Genomic DNA, 17,710 nt, shown 5'->3' on the forward strand with positions numbered 1-17,710 from the left:
TTCGGGGGAAATATATTCCCCCGAAATATGGTGCTTATTTACTATTTTAATCTTAAGTATTTAACTTTATTAACAACAAGGTCGTTATATCTGAAGTTTTTTAGTCGGTTATGATAAACGATATAGTCACGTGAATAGTAAAGAAGTACCCATGGAAGGTCTTCTAAAACAATATCTTCAACTTGAGACATCAGAAGATATTTTTCATCACTATCATTCATTACTTTAATACTTTCAAATTTCTTATCAAAATCAGCATTTGAGTAGTTTGAAACATTAGGGCCAGGAGCTTGGTTCTTAGTTGTTAATAACTGAAGAACGTTTTCACTATCTGGATAATCAAGAGTCCAACCATCTAACCAAATTTGAAGTTTTCCTTCTTTTGATTTCTTTAAGAATGCAGGGAATGTATTAAGTTGAATTTTCATTTTAATACCAATTGCTTCAAGATCTTGCTTAAGAAGTTCTGCACGTTGTCTTTGTGTCGTCGATGATGCTCTCGTATCGTAGACAAGAGTTGGAAGCCCTTTTCCATCTGGATATCCGGCTTTTCTTAGATACTCTTTTGCCTTTTCAATATTATATGAATACGGAAGCTTTCTTGATGGGTCATAACCCGGGATTCCTGGAGGATAGATTGAGTTTGCCTTTAACCCAATATTATTTGTAAATGTCTTAATATATTTTTCAACATTTACAGCGTGTGCAATTGCTAATCTTAAATTCTTATTTGTTCCTACAATTGGGTCTTTCATATTGAATGAGAACCACCAATAAGTGAAACTTGAAAAGATATCAAGAGTGATCTTCTTGTCGCGAAATTCCTCTGTAAGCTCTCCGCTAGGTGAAACAAGTGAATGATAGTTATCTTTTGGAACTCTAAGGAAGTCGAGTTTACCAGACATAAATTGCAGCCATCTTGTTTGAGCTTCTTTAATAATATGAAATTCAATCTTATCGATAAAAGGAACGCGTTTACCAGCATCCGTTAAAAGGTTCTTACTATGGGCAAAGCGATCACCTTTTCCTGGGTAGAAAGACTTGTGATAGTTATTAAATCGGCTCATGAAAAGTTTTGAACCACGAAACCACTTATCTAATTTATATGGCCCTGTCCCTATTAACTCATCAAGAAAAGTTTCTTTCTTCATAACTTCAGCTGGCATTGGTGAAGTAAAGCTCATTGCAAGAGCATTTAGCATTTGAGGGTAGGGAGCAATAAGTCTAATCTGAAGTGTTCTCTTATCAAGAGCTTTAAGTCCATCAACATTAGTTGATAAAAGCTTCTCAAAATCACTTCCAACTTCTTTTCTAAACTTATTTAAACCAACAACTCTTCCATCAAATAGCCACCAACCATTACTACGATACGGTGTAAAAGCTAGACGTTTGATTTGGTTAATAAAATCTTGGGCCTCTACATAACGTGGTTGTCCGTTGAAAGCTGGGTGATCGTGGTATTGAACTCCCTCTTTAACTTTAATTGTATATGTAAGTCCATCATCTGAAACTTGTGGCATTTCTTCTGCTAAAAGAGGAACAAGTTTTAATGGTTTTCTTAGATAGTGATATTCAAATAATTGTTCATACCCTTGATAAATTACAGACATCGATACCGAGTCATATGCATTTACTGGGTCAATTGTAGAAATCGATTCTGTTAAAGGAAATCGAAGTGTATTCTTATCATCTCTATCAACTCTACACGATACTAGAGGTAGTAATAAGATAAAAAGAATGAAATTAAAAAGGGTAGTTTTGTGCATTACTTTCCTCATCATTTTGGACATTTTTTAGTTCAGTATTAATTTTGTCGTATGAATGTCCTTTTGACAAAAGAAAGCGTATCAACTTTTGCTTAAAATTAAAATCCTCGAGGGCCGAAACACCCTTAGAGCGCAATTTCTTGTTAATTAACTCGCGTAATTGACCATTTTCAGTATATCTATACTCATCAAACAGCTCGTCGATAAGCTCTGTGCTTGGTTCAACTCTTTCTGCACGTAATTTATTCAGAATATTTCTCTTACTTAAACCCTTGTACATGAAGGTTTTAATTCGAGTACGAATATATTGTTCTTCTTGTAGATACTTGGCCTCTTCTAAGAAGTCGAGTAGTTGATCAATGAATGGAGTGTATTTTTTTTCGTAGAGTTTTTGAGATAGTTTATATCTTGAGTAATCTCTCTTTGAAAGAAGCCAGATGCAGTATTGATAAGCTCGTTTGAATGAACGTATGTCCTCTGATTTTGTTTCAGATTCTCCAAGCGGAAGTTTATCGATAGTTTCTTTGAGGGTCATTTTGAGAGAGTCATTTTAAAGGGCGCCCCTTAATATTAATATCTATCATTCGATAGGATAGAAACCTAAGGGGCTATATTTGTTTATTGAACTACTTTTTTAGACTTAGACTTGCTCTTAGTCTTCTTTTCTTCAACTACTGGCTCATCTTCGATAATTTCACCAGTTGCTTGATCTACAACAGTGTTATCTTCAATTAGTCCGTGTAGGGCAAGAATTTTATTTTTAATCTCTAGAGCAACTTCTGGGTTATCTGCTAGATATTGTTTTGAGTTCTCACGTCCTTGACCGATCTTAGCTTCATTATATGAGAACCATGCACCAGCTTTTCCAACGATATTATTTGCTACAGCAAGATCTAATAGGTCACCTGTCTGTGAAATACCTTGTCCGTACATAATATCGAACTCAACAACTTTGAATGGAGGAGCTACTTTGTTTTTAACAACTTTTACTTTCGTTCTGTTACCAATTACTTCGTCACCGTTCTTAATAGCACCAGTTCTTCTGATATCAAGTCTTACTGAAGAGTAGAACTTAAGAGCGTTACCACCAGTCGTTGTTTCAGGGTTACCGAACATAACACCGATTTTCATACGAAGTTGGTTAATGAAAATTACAGTTGTATTTGAACGGTTAATAGAACCAGTTAGCTTTCTAAGTGCTTGTGACATTAGTCTTGCTTGAAGACCCATGTGTGAATCACCCATGTCACCTTCAAGTTCAGCTCTTGGAGTAAGTGCTGCAACAGAGTCAACAATTAGAAGATCAACTGCACCAGAGCGTACAAGCATATCTGTAATTTCTAGAGCTTGCTCACCACTGTCTGGTTGAGAAATAAGAGTATTTGGAATATCAACACCAAGCTTTTGCGCATATACAGTATCAAGAGCGTGCTCAGCATCAATAAATGCTACTGTACCACCTTGTTTCTGCGCTTCTGCAGCAATGTGAAGAGTTAGTGTTGTCTTACCTGATGATTCTGGACCATAGATTTCGATAATACGACCTTTAGGAACACCACCTACACCAAGTGCTAAATCTAGACCTAAACAGCTTGTTGGAATCGCTGGAATTTTTTCTGGACCATTTTCAGTGTCCAGCTTCATAATTGCACCTTTACCAAATTGTTTTTCAATTGTTGAAAGTGCTAGGTCTAATGCTTTTTGCTTGTTGTTCTTTTCAGTTGATGTTGTGGCCATAAGCTCTCCGTTTTTCTATTTACTTTGTTCTACCAAATTTATCTGTTATCAGCTAATGCAAAAAAGAGGATTTTTAACTTCTGTGTAAGTACAGTTAATTAAAAGATCTAACTAGATGACTTTCTAATTTTTTACTTTTTGCTTATAAATATTTTTAGCGTAAGTTTTGCGTAAGTCAAGAGATAAATTCTAACAATTTAAAAGTAAGGATGTAGCAGATACCGGCCATAAGACCCGCTGCAATATCGTCAAACGTAGTTCCTAGTGCGTCTTTACGGTTGTCGAAGTATTTCACTGGTCCTATTTTCCAAATGTCGAAGAGGCGAAAGAGGGCAAAAATCGCTACGTAACTTACGTAACTGTGATCAAGTATGAAGAATGACGCAATCCAAATCCCAATAACTTCATCAATAACAATCCATGATGGGTCGACACAATCGTATTCTTTTTCAATAACACCAGTTATGAAAACTGCACCAATTGTTAGGATTAGAAGAAAGGGGATGAAGAAGAAAAAAGGTGCGTTCAGCTTACCAACAAAATAGAGAAGGATAATTGTTACTAAACTTCCAACTGTTCCTGGTGCTTTTGGCGCAAGTCCTGCACCAAAAAATGTAAGAAAAAGAATTCTTAAGTCAGTTAGTGACTTTAATGTCAGTTTTTTTGTATTTTTTAGCTGATTTTCTGTCTTCATGGGCTTATGGTAGCATTACTCAACGATAGAACAAAGTAACTTTATGAATCGACCTGATTATTTAAAAAATTATATTTTCGACTGGGATGTATTTGATGTTGTTGTAGGTGGTAAATCTGCACTCGACTCAAACTTCTTTGTTGCCAAGCTGGATGACATCACAGAAGTAAATAAATTCTTAAAAGGTTATGGCCTAGATACAGAAGATCCTGTTTCAAGAGCAGAGTTATTTGGTAACTTTCAAGAAGCTGTCCAATTCATTAAACGTTATTTCTTAAAAGATGGAACTCCAGATGGACTTGATCTAGAGATTCCTAACTCTCTTTATACTGTTACAGACATTAGTGGTTTATTTCTTATGGCCACTGGGAATTCAGATCATACAGTTGAGGAACAACTTTGGGCGGAAATTGTTTTAAAAGTAATGCACACTATCTTGCATGCTGATAAAGATCTTCGTTCCAATTACTTTAATCAAATTCAAACTCAAATCTTTGATAAATTCTATCGCTATCTTCACCGTGATCAAGAGAATAATCTTTTCTTGAAATCGGGAGATATTTCAATTCCTCTCGTTGATTTTGAAACGAAATCAAAGAAGTCCCGTGATAGTGTTATTATTAAGTTACTTCATAAGGCCGAAAACGTTGCTGAAGAACTTTTTGATAGAGTAGGTGTTCGTTTAGTTACAAAAAATAAGTTAGATATTTTAAAAGTTCTTCAATTTTTAATTCGTAATTATGTTGTAACTCCTCATAATATTAAGCCTTCAAGATCTTTGAATACAATTTTTGATATCAATCATTTTAGAACAAAGTATTCAAGCCTGGTTAAAATGGCGTTAAGGAATAATCTTTCTGAGGAGAGATTTGTTTCAGCAGTGAATCGAGAAATTGATGAATGTAGCTTTGATAATTTAAAGAATGAAAATAATTTACATTCTTCTGCAAAGTACCGTTCAGTTCAATTTACTTGTCGTCAGCTAATTAAGTATAAGAACCCTTTCTTAGCAGAGTTCTTCAAATTAAGAAAACTTGCTAAAGAAGAGGATTCAGCAGTTGCTAAGGAATTACTTGGTTTAGACTTTTCTTCACTAGCAAGAGATATCAGATTCTTTTACCCTTTTGAAGTTCAAGTTGTTGATGAAACTTCTTATCGAATTAATTCAGAAGGTGAAGCATCACATAGTGAATATAAGAAAGCGCAACGCATCTATGCAATGAATCGTGTTTTCAAAAAGCTATTAATCCATAAAGGTTTAGTTCAAGAATAAATCAATTCTTTCATTGATAAAATCTGGGAAATCAACTTGCGGAACATGGCTTCCGTTTTTAATGATATAGAGCTCTGAATTCTTTAAACTGTCATGAAGGATTTGTTGTAAGTAATTTGGAATGACTTTATCTTTGTCACCACCAATGATTAGTGTCGGAGTTTTAATTTCCTCAAGCTCCTTAATGATTCTTTGATCTCTCATTTGATCGAGTAGCTGAAAAAAGATATCTGGAGATAGTTCTCCAAGCTTCTTCATATAGTACTCTACAAATTCAATATTTGTTTTCTTAATGTTGAAGCCGCCATTCCAAACCAGTGCACTGGCAAGAGGATTACGGTAAACGTTTTTCCAGATGAATTGAAATTGAGACTTCCACTTGCTTTTTAACTCTTTGATATAAGGCTCTGTCATATCAATAATATTTGAATCAAACATAACATCTTGTGGAGGAAAGATTGTTCCTGAAATCAAAACAATTTTTTGTACCTCTTCTGGAAATTTATGAGCATAATCAAGTGTGACATTTACTCCCATCGAGTGTCCGATATGTATTGATGTTTTGATATTAAGAGATCTGATTAACGAATTGAGATCACTAACAATATTCTTAAATGTGATAGACTCAACACCTTGAGTGGTTTCTGATTGATAGTGTCCGCGGTAATCATGTAGTAGGATTTTATATCCAAGTTTTTCATAGTGATCAATCTGATAGACAAAATGCCTTATATTACAAACTAGTCCGTAATTGAATACTATGACACGATTATGTTCTTGCTCTAAATTTTCAATATTCGTCCAATATTGAATTTTAGTTGTTTCATCCACTTGATGATACTTTGCTTTATTTCTCCAAGAAGTCATCGTCGTATTTTCCAGTTAGAGTAATATAATGTTCTTCGAGAGATTGAATAAACTCGTACTTTGCAGGATCTTCTACTTTTAATTTTTCAAGGTATTTGTAATAGTCTTGAAAGTCACTTTCTTCACTTTTAAGAAATTCAAGTATTTGTATCTGTACTCCTTGGCACTCAAGGATATCACCCTTTTCTAATCTAACGATACCTTCAACCGCCTTAGAGTTTACTTTATAAGAGTTATTCGTTTCAAAGACTAAGTAATGACTGATAGACTTCAGAACTCCAATTTCTTTATCAATGCTTTTATCTTCAATGATCAAGTTATTGTGAATAGAACTTCCAATATAAACCCTAGGAAGATCAAAGCGATATTCTCCTAGAGATAAAAGGTCATTTGTTTTTAATACTTTTAAGTGAATCATAGTTCTATTTTATACTCGATCTGAGTTTTTTGCTAAGTTAAATCGTAGTGAAAACTTTTTCATCATGGTTCATAAAATTGATGATGGAATCAAAGTCATTAGGGTACTTCTTAATATCCTCAATTGCTTCGTATAGGATGTCTTGATTGAGGACGATATTGGCCAATCTTTTCTGAGTGACGACTCCTGATTGCTCTTGACCAAAGAGATCTCCCTCTCCTCGAATCTTTAAATCTTCTTCAGCAATTTTAAATCCATCGGTGTATTTTTCGATAACTTGTAGCCTTTGCATGCTGTCAGGTGTGATTTCTCTGTCTGTGACAAGAAAGCAGAAGCCTGGCTTATTTCCTCGTCCAACACGTCCTCTCATCTGATGAAGACTACTAAGTCCAAATCTTTCAGGGCTTAGGATGGCCATAATAGTTGAGTTAATAATATTAATACCAACTTCAATAACTGAGGTCGCAATTAGAATATCTGTCTTATGTTCCTTAAACTCTGTAATTGCTGCTTGCTTTTCATCTGGTGACATTCTTCCATGTAGATAGGCAATCCTAAACTCAGGGAAGTATTTTTTGTAAAGCTCATAAGTATGTTCAAGGTTTCTGATATCATCATTTTCAGACTCTTCAATTGCCGGGACGACAACGTAGGCTTGCTCTTTCATCTCAAGTCTTGTTTTCACAAAGCTTAAGTAGTTATTTAAATTTGTATTTGTTACAATACGAGTTTTCTGACCTTTTCTTCCTCCTGGCATTGTTTTAATGATGGAGATATCAAGGTCGCCATATTTGGTTAGGCTAAGAGAGCGTGGAATAGGTGTTGCAGACATAATTAAGCAATGAGGATTTTCACCTTTCTTCATTAGTTTTATTCTTTGCTCGACACCAAATTTATGTTGCTCGTCGATAATAGCTAGTTCAAGATTCTTGAATTTTACACTGTCTTGAAAAAGAGAGTGAGTTCCTATTACGATATTACAATTACCATTTTCTAAAGATTCATTTATTTTTTTCTTTTCACTGCCCTTAGTACTCCCAACAAGAAGTTCAACATTAAATTCACTGCCAAGAATTTCTTCTATTTCTCGGTAGTGTTGAAGTGCTAAAGTTTCAGTAGGGCACATAAGAGCGACTTGCCCACCTGTCTTTAGGATTAAGTAAGCAGAGGCAACGGCAACAGTCGTTTTCCCACAACCTACGTCTCCTTGAATTAGTCGCATTGAAGGTGTTGTCCCTTCAAAGTCTGAGACAATATCGTTGAGGGCCTTGTCTTGATCAGTAGTAAGCTCGTAAGGATAAAGAGACTTTGCCTTTTGTACTTGCTCTGTACTTATTTCGAGGCTATTGCGTGATAGTTCAGTTCTCTTATTTTTTCGTAGTTTTATCTTGAGTTGATCATAGATGAATTCTTCATAAATAATTCTACGTCTCGCTTGATCAAATTTCTCCTGGCTCCATTCGTTAGAAGGAACTCTGCCGTGGAGATATTTAAAGGCCATACTACGAGATAGAAGGCCTTTGTCTTCAAGTATATTACTAGGGATAATTTCTGGAATCTTATCCCAGAATCCATTTGGTAATTTATCAAAGACTTTTTGAATATGATGTGACTTCACACTATCGATTGTCGGGTAGGTGATACGCAGTCCACTTTCAGATTCAGATTTACCAACTTCAAAAACTTCAGGGTTAACAATTTGCATTGATTCATTAAATACTGAGACAACACCTAGGAATTCGAGGTGCTTAAGCTGTTCAAGTTTCTTCTGAATTGACTGGTAAGCGTTAAACCATTTTAAAGTTATATAATTGTCACTTAAGTCATCTTTTACGGTAACAGCGATATTGAGTAATACAGCTCTACCTTTTCCTCTCGACTTAAAGTTTGGCTTTGCTTGCATCGAAACAATTGTTGCGCGACCACGAAAGAAGTCGCCAATATTTGCGTAATCAAATTTAGCAATTTCTGGCAATTTAACAATTCGCCTTGGCATAAGCCAAAGCAAATCGTTAATTGTATGTATATTTTTTTTATTAAGCGCTTCGAGTGTTTTGGTAGGCTTTGCGTAGAGATCAGAAATTTGAGTAGATAGAATATCCTTATTTAAACTCAATGCTCTCCACCTCATATTCAATATCACCTTTTGGTGCACGCACTAGAACTTCGTCGCCTTCTTCCTTACCAATAAGTGCTTTACCTAATGGACTATTATATGAAATAAGCCCTTTCTTCATATCTGACTCCGACTCACCAACAATCTTAACAGTTTGTGATTCATCAGTTTCCATATTTAAAATTGAGACAGTTGCTCCAAAAACAATCTTGTCTGATTTAATTGTACTAGGGTCGATAACTTCACAGCTCGCAAGAATTCCTTGAAGTTGTGAGATACGTCCTTCAACAACACCTTGTTTTTCTTTGGCCGCGTGATACTCAGCATTTTCTTTTAAATCACCCAGCTCTCTTGCTTCCGCAATTGTAACCTTAAGCTCTTCTCTTTCTACTTTGATTAAGTGATCAAGCTCAGTTTGAATTGTATCGTAACCTTGTTTTGTTATTGGATTTGCCATTAATAATTCCTTTATTTAAATAATGCGTTTGCAGCGGCAAGAAGGTCACCCTTACTATCTCCGCCATCACCACCGCCCTTGAGGACGAAGTAATCACAAAAATTAGCTTTTTCTTTCTCAACAATGCGATCAGCACTTGATTCGCGACACTCGTTATATGCCGTAATGTCGTAGAACTTACACATTTTACAACAATGAACACTAGCGTAGCAATATGGACACTCTTCTTTTAATGAGATTTTCTGTCCCGGTTGAAGATCTAGTGGTTTATGACACGCGTGGCAAGTGATTTCTTTATTGTCCATCATTAGAAGCTCCAGCTTTTTTCAATATAAACTTCAGGCGTATTAATTTGATCGTCTGACTTTAGAAAAATCTTAGGTTCTTGTCTCTTATTGTACTCATCAATACTCTTATAAAGTAACTCTTCATTACTTGTTTGAATTGTTTTCGTTAATAAGTAGTTGAGAATAAGAACAACCGTTCCTGATGCAATAAGGCTTCTTCTGGTATTTGAGCTAGGGTTTGTTAGGAAGGCCGATAAAATAAGGCCCGAACCAACAGTTCCCATTATTGCAGGACGCCAAATATCTTCTTGTAGTGATTGATAATCATTTAAATAACTTAGGGCCACTTTATCTTTTTCAAGATGGTAGCGTAGGCCTTCTCCCTTTAATGAGGAGCTTGGATCAATAAGAATCTCTTGTTGGTTAATTACTGCAACGCGCGAGCAAGTCTCATCATTTGCATGAGTCACTAGAGAAAATAAAAGCGATGTAATAATAAAAAATTCTTTCACTCCTTATTTTTACCATTTTTCTGGCAATAGGGCTATGCACCTTTTGATTCTATCGTGATAAAATAATAGATATTTTCTAAAGGATATTATGTGGGCCTAATAACGACGAGTTTTAAAATAACGAAAACAATTAGAAATATTTCTCGTTTAAGAGAGATTGCTACTGTTTTTGCTAAAAATGGCCTCGATGAGTTTGTTTCTCAGAATGTTATTAATATAATTCCAAACTTTGTTTTCCCAAGAAAAAGTGAAGAGTCACAAAAGGTTTCTGTTCATGACAATTCATGGGGAGATGTGATGGGATATCGCCTAAGACTTTGTTTTGAAGAGCTTGGGCCTGCCTTTGTTAAATTTGGCCAGCTACTTAGTACGAGAGAAGATATCTTTGATGAAGACTTCATCAAGCATATGAAAAAACTTAGAGATGAAGTGAAGCCGATTCCTTTCTCAGGTATCAAAAAGAATGTTGAAGCATCACTAGGGAAAAAGATTGAAGAAGTCTTTAAAAGTATTGAGGAGCAGCCGATTGGTACCGCTTCAATTGGATTGGTCTATCGAGCTGAATTACTAACTGGTGAAAAAGTTGTCTTAAAAGTTAAAAGACCTGGGATTGATCGAATCATTCAAACTGATCTTTCAATTCTTATCTTCTTGGCAACTCAAACAGAGAAGGCGGCAGATGATTTTAAGTTCTTGGGCTTCTCTAAAGTTCTAGAAGATTTTTCTTTCTCACTTCAAAGTGAATTAAACTTCAATGTTGAAGCTCTTAATTGTGAGAAACTGAAGAAAATAATTGCAAAGTACGACTCATCAGAAATTTTTCATTTACCTAAAATTTATAAAGACTTTACTTGCCACGACCTCTTGGTCATGGAACTAATTGAGGGGATACCTTTTAGTGATAGCGCTAGGATTAGTGAGCATATCGCTGATTTAGATTCTAAGCTCGATGAATGCGTGAAAATCTTTATGCGATGTTTTCTAAATGAAGGTTTCTTTCACGCAGACCTTCACGGTGGAAACTTCTTTTATCTTCCAAATGGAAAAATAGCTCTGATTGATTTTGGCCTTGTTGGAAATCTTTCTAAGAATGCTCGCCAAAACTTTATCGCGATTATCTATGCCATCTTAACTCAAAATTTTGAAAACTTAGTTTATGAGTTTTTAGATGTTGCAGTTTATGAAACTGTACCAGATGTAGATAAGCTTATTGTTGATATAAAGAATGCAATTGGTCCACAGATTGGACTAACTGTTCAACAAACTAACTTTTCTCTAATTATAAGTTCTATTATTACAACTCTTAGAGAACATCATATTTTCTTACCAAGTGAATGGTTCGTTGTCTTTAGAGCATTGATAACTCTTGATGGAGTGGGGCAGTCTCTTGATCTTGACTTTGATATCTTCAACCTTTTAGAAGGAGATATCAATGACATTATCAAAGATAGCTTCTCAACTGATAGCTTTATTGAAGATGGAATGTGGATTGCAAAAGATGTTTTAAGTGCGTCTCGAATTGTTCCAAGACATCTTAAGTGGTTTTTGAAAGAGTTTGCAAAGAATAATTATGCAGTAAAAATTAGGCATAAAGGAATCTGGAAGCCAATTGCTTCACTTGCAAGTAGTGTAAGATTATTATCTTTTTATATTCTTGGCGGAGTGTTGTTTTTTGCTGGGAAGTCATTTGTCTCCGAGCAGGATCTCTATCAAGGTGCGCTTCTCGATTATCCAACCATAACTTTAATCTTGTGGTTATTATCTTTAGGAGCTATCGGTTATGGAACACTTAAGCATCGTAATTAAATACTATCAGCACCAGTAATATAGATTTGAGGTATTAGGCTTTGCAGTTCAATTGCTTGTTCTGGGCCAAAAAGAAGAGGGAGAAGTTCTTCTCTTTTAAATAAATATGACTCGTTGTTTATCGTTAGTGTTATCTTATTTGAATCTGCTAGAAATTCTGAAATCGAAACCTGACCATTTGTAATGGCACTTAAGAATTTTGAAAAGTCCGAAGTATTTATAACTTTTCCCCATGCTAGATGAATATAGAATGAATCATCGTCTAAAGGGGTTGGGTTAAGTAACTGTAGACCTTTGAATTTAGAAAGCTCTTCTTTATTATTAGCAAAAGAACACTCGTGAATAATTCCTTTTAAATCTTGCCCCTTCTCAAAGAAGAGATAGTCATCATATTCATTCATATATATTTTCATCGAAGAGATTTTTTGAATATCATTCCATTCTGTTAAAGATCTTTTAATAGAAATAGTCTCTTTATAAGACTCGTTGTATTTCTTGGCCAATTTGTCTTTTGGAATCTCTTGGATAGATATGTCCTGGTAGCCTCTACGCTTAATTTCTTCTTCAGTTGAAGGAATGTCACCAATTACGGCCGTTAAACCGAATTGAGAGTAGCCAAGCTTTTTGTAGACACTCATATTATCACTCCAAAGAATAGCGAGTGAGTAGTTATCTTTATAGATACTCTTTATATGATTATAGAGTTCTTTAAAGTGTCCTTTTCCTTGAAACTCTTCTTTAGTGACAATACCTCCAAGAAGTAATGTTTTTAATTCTTGGCCTTTATAATGTAGTGTGACTGGCCTTACTCCTATATGGGCGATTAAATTCTCATTCTCATCAAGAAGAAGATGACAGTTATTATGATTGCTCTCTTTCATTAATTGGAAGAAATCAGTGTTAAAGCTATTGCCATCTTTATAATGAAAAGCTTTTTCAATTTCTTTATTGAGTATGTCTTTTAAGTGAGAATATTGATCTAAAGTTGTAAGTATCATGTCCATATATTTTACAGTTTTTTCTAATTAAAATCTTGAACAAATTAATCCAGATTTCAAAAGCCCCATAAACACTGGGTTAACTTCTTAACTAGGCAAAAAGTTTCGTATAAGAAATATACAATTTTTTTCTAAAGAGTTAAGAATTTGGAGCGATAAGGTGGTGTAACAATTGTACAGCTGTATGGATTTCAGCTGACTGACAGGAAGGAATCTTGTCGGTACCCAGTCAAGGAGGATAGAATGGGACTACGAATTAACACGAACGTTGCATCTCTAAACGCACAGAGAAACCTACGTGGAACACGTCTTGGTATGCAACAATCCCTAGAAAAATTATCATCAGGTCAGAGAATTAACAGAGCGGGTGACGATGCCGCAGGTCTAGCAATCTCTGAAAACCTAAAGGCTCAAATTAGAGGTCTTGGACAAGCTGAAAGAAACGCAGAAGACGGTATTTCACTAGTTCAGATTGCTGAAGGTGCTTTAGGTGAAGTTTCAAATATCTTAATTAGACTTAGAGAACTATCAGTACAAGCAGCTTCGGATACTATTGGAGCAACTGAAAGAAAGTTCCTAAACGTAGAATTCGAACAATTAACTTCTGAAGTTGATCGTATCGCTAACTCAACAGAATTCAACAGAGTACCACTACTAAATGGTACAGGTGCAGTATTTGATATTCAAATCGGTACGCGTAATGACCCTATATCAGATCGTTTAACGTTTGATGCATCATCAGCTGACGTAAACGTAGCAGCTCTTGGTCTTAACTTAGCATCAGTTGCTGATAAGATTTCTGCACAGAACTCTCTATCATCAATTGATCAGGCGATTATCTCTGTATCTGGTATTAGAGCGGACTTTGGTGCTCTTCAAAACAGACTTCAGTCAACGGTAAATAATATTGCAACGTCGATTGAAAACTTAAGTGCAGCAAACTCTCGTGTAAGAGACACTGACGTAGCAGCAGAAACTGCAAACTTAACAAAACAAAACATTCTAATGACTGCCGGTACTTCGGTTCTTGCTCAAGCGAACACTAGTACAAACAGTGCACTAAGCTTAATCCAGGCTGCTGCTCAAGGGTAATAATCCCTGACAGCGCCGGATGGCACTAGCATTGTTTAGAAAAGTTTAGAGTAAAGAACACGGAGTCAATAATATGCATACTACTGGATAAGTTATGTACGGCAATTGGAGACTGCAACCTTTGATTGCTTGGCAAAATATATAAAGAGGAATGATTGGTTTATCCGTAGAAGCATTATTTAATTATTAACGAATTTATTGAGCTGGAAGCTCAATTATCAAACAGGAGGTTTATATGATGATTGAAGGAGACTAATCATGGGTATCAGAATTAATACAAACGTGGCATCTATCGCAGCACAAAGAGCAATGTCACTTACAAATAAAAGAGTTGGGGACAACTTAAGAAAATTATCTTCAGGTGAACGTATTACAAGAGCTGGAGATGACGCCGCTGGACTGGCAATTAGTGAAAACTTAAAAGCACAGATCAGAGGTATGAGGCAAGCAAAGAGAAACGCAAACGATGCAATCTCACTTGTCCAAGTAGCAGAAGGTGGATTAAATGAAGTTTCAAATATCATCATTCGTCTTAGAGAGCTTGCAGTACAAACTGCCTCTGACACGATTGGGGATACTGAAAGGGCATTTTCAGACATCGAGTTCCAACAGCTTAAAGACGAGATCGATAGGATCGCAAAGTCTTCAAACTTTAACGGAACGCAACTGCTCGATGGGACAGGAGGCAGGCTGGAATTTCAAGTTGGTGTCAACAATGATCCAATGCTTGATCGACTCACGTACGATGCAGCAGGGTCTGACGCAACTATTACAGCGCTGGGACTTTCCTCAGAAAGTGTTGCTACTAAAGAAGGCTCGCAAGCAGTTCTTAAGAAACTTGACGATGCGTTGGTCGCAGTCAACGGTTATCGCGCTAATATGGGTGCGTTACAGAATAGACTTACATCAACAGTCAACAACTTGGGTGTTAGCGACGAGAACTTAAGTGCAGCTAAATCGCGAATCAGAGATGTTGATGTGGCAAAAGAAACTGCCGACATGACTAAGAACAACATCTTAATTCAGGCGGGAGCCTCTGTTCTTGGACAGGCAAACCAAGTGCCAAATGTGGCATTAAAACTAATCGGATAAACTAATCATATAGGCGACTATGGTCCTGAATAGGACATAGTTGCCTCCTCTTTTTTTTCTCAAAAATCAAATCTTACCTATATAATAGAAACATGACTGAACAAAGAACCAAGACAATTTTAATCTTTGGTATTTCTTCTTTTGTGGGTTCATCGCTTGCAAGCTTCTTAAAGAAAGACTACAAAATCGTTGGTACATACCATAAGAATCCTGTCTCTATTGATGGCATCACAACTGTTCCTTGTGATATTCATAGTAAACAAGAAGTTCAGTTAATCATGTACACTTTCAAGCCGGACATTACTATTTATGCAATAGGGCTTTCATCAATTGTTGATTGTGCCTTAAGTGAGAGAAGAGCTGACGCACTTAATACCAGTGGCCTTTTCACCGTTGCAGATATTTGTCAGCGCTATAAATCACAAATTATCTATCTCTCTTCGAATTTTGTTTTTTCTGGTGAGTCTTCTGAGAATTTTGAATTAGATATTCCGGATCCAACAACAACTTACGGAAAAACTCAGGCCGCAGCAGAGTTTTATATTCAAAAGTCTTCACTCAATTATTTAGTGTTTAGAGTTTGTAGACTTTATGGAAGGGGAGGTGTTCACGTTAGAAAAAACCTCTTTGAAAAAATTCAAGCAAAGCTGCATGCAAGAGAAGAAATAGAGTTAGATGATTATATTAAGACTGGCTTTCTTGATATTGATTATCTTGGAATGGTTATTAAAATCTGTGTTGAAAGAGGTCTTAAGAATCGCCTATTACAAATAAGCTCCAATGACTTTATGTCCACATATGCCTTTGGAAAACTTTACTGTCAAAAGTTTCAAGAACCAGGAAAACTAATTTCTTCTGGGAAGTGGCCTTATCCAATTATGAGTTCCGCAAAAGTTAGTGATAATAGCTCCGGAGTACTTAACTTTAATATGAATATCACTAATGCTGAAGGCTATCTCCATTTACGTCTTCCTTCAGTAGAAGAGTCGTTAGAGTATTCTGTTCAAAAGCTACGTGTAGGCCTTGATGCTAAAGAAGCACATGAGTCTAAAGATACTATTAACTATATCTAAGTTTTTTAGCGAGCTGAAAGCTTGATGAATTCGCTTAAGTAGTGTCTTACAAGAGCATCACAATCAACAACTTCATTCTCAAAGCGCCAAGTAATTTGATTAAATGGCCCAATATGTGCGCGAATTTCATGTAGGTGACCGCCACCGTGTACTTGTGATTCATTTGTTCTTGCACTGAAGACGTCTTTTCCATTGGCCAGGAAGCCAATTGAAATGAGATCATCCGACTTTCTTGCAAAAATAAGACGAAGTGAATTGCGATAGATCATAAAGTCATTAATCGTATTAGCGATTTTAAAAATCTTGATCGTATTATTGTCACCGCGGTATTCATTAAATTTATGGACATAAATCTCAAAAAGATCTCTGAGCTTATTCATGAAGTTAATTGAAGATTCCTCAAGTTGGAATGCCGGATTTAAATGGTCGTTAAAACTAACAACACCACTTTCGTCCATATTGATCTCTTCGAGAGCAAGGTTTTCGATCCATTTTGTTGATACTTCCGTGTTTCTTTCAAATTTTGTAATATCCATAACTTAAATTCTACTAGATATTGATGATTTGAAAAGATTTTTTTGGATTGCGCAATTGAAAGGGCAGTGTGAATGAGCTAGATGAGCGATGAAAGTTTCCGCCCGTCGTACGACAGGTGGATGTAGTGATAATCACTTTAGGCTTCCCACTGATTCATGGGCCTGCTCACCGTGACCAGTGACCACTTCCTTTCTAAGCTTTGTAGGGCGAAACAACTTTATTTGGTACCCATCTAGCTCACTCATAAATTATACCCGAAAACCGCAAACGGCAACAATAATAGGCATAATTAAAAGCACTTGACGGTAGTAATTACATGTATTTATGAACAAATAGCGGTTTTTTTTGTGCTAGTTTCGCAAAGTGTTAAAATATTATTAAGAAAAGTTAAAGCTTTACTCAGATATTGCCGAAACTTTCAAGTAGTTATTTAAGTTTCAACCCCACTGATTGGGGGTGATTGAAAGGAGTATGAAATGAAAACCTTACTAGCGTTTCTAAAAGACGAAGAAGGTCAAACATCAACAGAGTATATTCTACTTGTTGCTGTTGCAGCGATGCTTGTTATGAAGTTTAAGGAAAAGGCGTCTGAAGGTATTACGACTCTGACAGATGGTGTTTTTGGGAACACAGACAACCTACTTCGTGAACTACAAGGGAACTAATTCTTCCGCTCTTTAGTCTGATGCGACTATTTAGCACTCTATTCTAGAGAGCGGAGGAAAAACTTTCTCACCAAAACCTTTTGCATACTTAATGTAGAATATTAAGTATGTCACGTCAGTCTCAAAGCGGTCAGGCTTTAATAGAGTATATATTTATCCTAGCGTTCTTCGCTGGTATTTCCATTGCTATGGCAAGGGGAATAGGAGTCTATACAACAGGCTTTTTTAAAAGCTTTGCATTCCATTTATCGCAAGAACTTGCAACTGGCTCATGTCCGAGAGGATGTTGGCATTCACCTTATGTAAACCAAGATAGGTAG

Annotated in this window: 19 protein-coding genes and 1 other RNA gene; 7 read left to right on the forward strand and 13 right to left on the reverse strand. The window is 35.9% G+C overall.

All coding sequences use genetic code 11. From position 1 onward, the window contains the following. Window positions 1-41: 41 nt before the first annotated feature. The 4 genes from ABMA72_RS10290 to ABMA72_RS10305 form a co-directional block, all read right to left on the reverse strand. Window positions 42-1,766 carry an ABC transporter substrate-binding protein gene (locus tag ABMA72_RS10290; RefSeq protein WP_392861128.1) on the reverse strand — a complete coding sequence of 575 codons (1,725 nt, stop codon included), beginning with the start codon at window positions 1,764-1,766 and terminating at the stop codon, window positions 42-44. Further along, on the reverse strand, window positions 1,744-2,301 hold the full coding sequence (locus tag ABMA72_RS10295) for a regulatory protein RecX (RefSeq protein WP_392861126.1): 558 nt from the start codon (window positions 2,299-2,301) through the stop codon (window positions 1,744-1,746). Before ABMA72_RS10295 ends, ABMA72_RS10290 begins: the two co-directional genes overlap by 23 nt. An 83-nt stretch (window positions 2,302-2,384) precedes the next feature. After that, entirely contained in the window at window positions 2,385-3,503 is a 1,119-nt protein-coding gene (gene recA, locus ABMA72_RS10300) for a recombinase RecA (protein WP_393057047.1), read from the reverse strand. A gap of 175 nt (window positions 3,504-3,678) precedes the next feature. Then, window positions 3,679-4,197 carry a phosphatidylglycerophosphatase A gene (locus ABMA72_RS10305; protein WP_392861124.1) on the reverse strand — a complete coding sequence of 173 codons (519 nt, stop codon included), beginning with the start codon at window positions 4,195-4,197 and terminating at the stop codon, window positions 3,679-3,681. Between the two features lie 43 nt (window positions 4,198-4,240). Between ABMA72_RS10305 and ABMA72_RS10310 the strand changes: the two genes are divergently transcribed. Beyond that, the gene (locus ABMA72_RS10310) at window positions 4,241-5,470 is read left to right on the forward strand and encodes a TIGR04552 family protein (RefSeq protein WP_392861123.1); all 1,230 of its coding nucleotides are present in this window, start codon (window positions 4,241-4,243) and stop codon (window positions 5,468-5,470) included. Here the strand turns inward: ABMA72_RS10310 and ABMA72_RS10315 are convergent. From ABMA72_RS10315 to ABMA72_RS10340, 6 genes are read right to left on the reverse strand one after another with little or no spacing between them, the layout of a single operon-like run. Then, window positions 5,456-6,337 (reverse strand): alpha/beta fold hydrolase, encoded by an 882-nt coding sequence (locus ABMA72_RS10315; RefSeq protein WP_392861122.1) that lies wholly within the window; start codon window positions 6,335-6,337, stop codon window positions 5,456-5,458. The genes ABMA72_RS10310 and ABMA72_RS10315 overlap by 15 nt on opposite strands. Beyond that, on the reverse strand, window positions 6,318-6,755 hold the full coding sequence (locus tag ABMA72_RS10320) for a hypothetical protein (protein ID WP_392861120.1): 438 nt from the start codon (window positions 6,753-6,755) through the stop codon (window positions 6,318-6,320). Before ABMA72_RS10320 ends, ABMA72_RS10315 begins: the two co-directional genes overlap by 20 nt. 37 nt (window positions 6,756-6,792) lie before the next feature. Continuing rightward, entirely contained in the window at window positions 6,793-8,871 is a 2,079-nt protein-coding gene (locus tag ABMA72_RS10325; RefSeq protein WP_392861118.1) for an ATP-dependent DNA helicase RecG, read from the reverse strand. After that, the gene (gene greA, locus ABMA72_RS10330) at window positions 8,858-9,328 is read right to left on the reverse strand and encodes a transcription elongation factor GreA (protein ID WP_392861117.1); all 471 of its coding nucleotides are present in this window, start codon (window positions 9,326-9,328) and stop codon (window positions 8,858-8,860) included. Before greA ends, ABMA72_RS10325 begins: the two co-directional genes overlap by 14 nt. Window positions 9,329-9,339: 11 nt before the next feature. Beyond that, window positions 9,340-9,636, reverse strand: a complete 297-nt coding sequence (locus tag ABMA72_RS10335; protein ID WP_392861115.1) for a hypothetical protein — start codon at window positions 9,634-9,636, stop codon at window positions 9,340-9,342. Beyond that, window positions 9,636-10,127: a hypothetical protein gene (locus tag ABMA72_RS10340; RefSeq protein ID WP_392861114.1), complete on the reverse strand. Its 492-nt coding sequence runs from the start codon at window positions 10,125-10,127 to the stop codon at window positions 9,636-9,638. The genes ABMA72_RS10335 and ABMA72_RS10340 overlap by 1 nt, the downstream gene beginning before the upstream one ends. A 90-nt stretch (window positions 10,128-10,217) precedes the next feature. On the opposite strand from ABMA72_RS10340, the gene ABMA72_RS10345 reads away from it, so the two are divergent. After that, window positions 10,218-11,933, forward strand: a complete 1,716-nt coding sequence (locus tag ABMA72_RS10345) for an ABC1 kinase family protein (RefSeq protein WP_392861112.1) — start codon at window positions 10,218-10,220, stop codon at window positions 11,931-11,933. On the opposite strand, the gene ABMA72_RS10350 is transcribed toward ABMA72_RS10345, so the two are convergent. Continuing rightward, window positions 11,930-12,931, reverse strand: coding sequence for a GNAT family N-acetyltransferase (locus tag ABMA72_RS10350; protein WP_392861111.1), 1,002 nt, complete (start codon window positions 12,929-12,931; stop codon window positions 11,930-11,932). The genes ABMA72_RS10345 and ABMA72_RS10350 overlap by 4 nt on opposite strands. A 243-nt stretch (window positions 12,932-13,174) precedes the next feature. Here ABMA72_RS10350 and ABMA72_RS10355 point away from each other — a divergent pair, with 243 nt between their 5' ends. From ABMA72_RS10355 to ABMA72_RS10365, 3 genes are all read left to right on the forward strand, one after another. Further along, on the forward strand, window positions 13,175-14,023 hold the full coding sequence (locus tag ABMA72_RS10355; RefSeq protein WP_021267425.1) for a flagellin: 849 nt from the start codon (window positions 13,175-13,177) through the stop codon (window positions 14,021-14,023). A gap of 258 nt (window positions 14,024-14,281) precedes the next feature. After that, entirely contained in the window at window positions 14,282-15,115 is an 834-nt protein-coding gene (locus ABMA72_RS10360) for a flagellin (protein WP_021267659.1), read from the forward strand. Window positions 15,116-15,207: 92 nt separating this feature from the next. After that, on the forward strand, window positions 15,208-16,188 hold the full coding sequence (locus tag ABMA72_RS10365) for an SDR family oxidoreductase (protein WP_393057049.1): 981 nt from the start codon (window positions 15,208-15,210) through the stop codon (window positions 16,186-16,188). Between the two features lie 5 nt (window positions 16,189-16,193). On the opposite strand, the gene ABMA72_RS10370 is transcribed toward ABMA72_RS10365, so the two are convergent. After that, on the reverse strand, window positions 16,194-16,724 hold the full coding sequence (locus ABMA72_RS10370) for a hypothetical protein (protein ID WP_021267415.1): 531 nt from the start codon (window positions 16,722-16,724) through the stop codon (window positions 16,194-16,196). 70 nt (window positions 16,725-16,794) lie between these two features. After that, window positions 16,795-16,967: non-coding RNA, 6S RNA (ssrS, locus tag ABMA72_RS10375), on the reverse strand. A gap of 234 nt (window positions 16,968-17,201) precedes the next feature. Between ssrS and ABMA72_RS10380 the strand changes: the two genes are divergently transcribed. Together ABMA72_RS10380 and ABMA72_RS10385 are read left to right on the forward strand one after the other, a co-directional pair. Beyond that, entirely contained in the window at window positions 17,202-17,390 is a 189-nt protein-coding gene (locus ABMA72_RS10380) for a Flp family type IVb pilin (RefSeq protein ID WP_021267549.1), read from the forward strand. 107 nt (window positions 17,391-17,497) lie between these two features. Continuing rightward, window positions 17,498-17,710 carry a hypothetical protein gene (locus ABMA72_RS10385; RefSeq protein ID WP_021267615.1) on the forward strand — a complete coding sequence of 71 codons (213 nt, stop codon included), beginning with the start codon at window positions 17,498-17,500 and terminating at the stop codon, window positions 17,708-17,710.

The sequence above is a fragment of the Halobacteriovorax sp. CON-3 genome, from assembly GCF_043196995.1.
Lineage (GTDB): Bacteria > Bdellovibrionota > Bacteriovoracia > Bacteriovoracales > Bacteriovoracaceae > Halobacteriovorax_A.

Coding starts and splice junctions, on each gene's coding strand:
- ABMA72_RS10380 (WP_021267549.1), top strand. CDS start 17,202: ATGAAAACCTTACTAGCGTTTCTAAAAGACGAAGAAGGTCAAACATCA.
- ABMA72_RS10310 (WP_392861123.1), top strand. CDS start 4,241: ATGAATCGACCTGATTATTTAAAAAATTATATTTTCGACTGGGATGTA.
- ABMA72_RS10385 (WP_021267615.1), top strand. CDS start 17,498: ATGTCACGTCAGTCTCAAAGCGGTCAGGCTTTAATAGAGTATATATTT.
- ABMA72_RS10290 (WP_392861128.1), bottom strand. CDS start 1,766: ATGCACAAAACTACCCTTTTTAATTTCATTCTTTTTATCTTATTACTA.
- ABMA72_RS10315 (WP_392861122.1), bottom strand. CDS start 6,337: ATGACTTCTTGGAGAAATAAAGCAAAGTATCATCAAGTGGATGAAACA.
- ABMA72_RS10370 (WP_021267415.1), bottom strand. CDS start 16,724: ATGGATATTACAAAATTTGAAAGAAACACGGAAGTATCAACAAAATGG.
- recA (WP_393057047.1), bottom strand. CDS start 3,503: ATGGCCACAACATCAACTGAAAAGAACAACAAGCAAAAAGCATTAGAC.
- ABMA72_RS10355 (WP_021267425.1), top strand. CDS start 13,175: ATGGGACTACGAATTAACACGAACGTTGCATCTCTAAACGCACAGAGA.
- ABMA72_RS10350 (WP_392861111.1), bottom strand. CDS start 12,931: ATGATACTTACAACTTTAGATCAATATTCTCACTTAAAAGACATACTC.
- ABMA72_RS10305 (WP_392861124.1), bottom strand. CDS start 4,197: ATGAAGACAGAAAATCAGCTAAAAAATACAAAAAAACTGACATTAAAG.
- ABMA72_RS10360 (WP_021267659.1), top strand. CDS start 14,282: ATGGGTATCAGAATTAATACAAACGTGGCATCTATCGCAGCACAAAGA.
- ABMA72_RS10320 (WP_392861120.1), bottom strand. CDS start 6,755: ATGATTCACTTAAAAGTATTAAAAACAAATGACCTTTTATCTCTAGGA.
- greA (WP_392861117.1), bottom strand. CDS start 9,328: ATGGCAAATCCAATAACAAAACAAGGTTACGATACAATTCAAACTGAG.
- ABMA72_RS10335 (WP_392861115.1), bottom strand. CDS start 9,636: ATGATGGACAATAAAGAAATCACTTGCCACGCGTGTCATAAACCACTA.
- ABMA72_RS10295 (WP_392861126.1), bottom strand. CDS start 2,301: ATGACCCTCAAAGAAACTATCGATAAACTTCCGCTTGGAGAATCTGAA.
- ABMA72_RS10365 (WP_393057049.1), top strand. CDS start 15,208: ATGACTGAACAAAGAACCAAGACAATTTTAATCTTTGGTATTTCTTCT.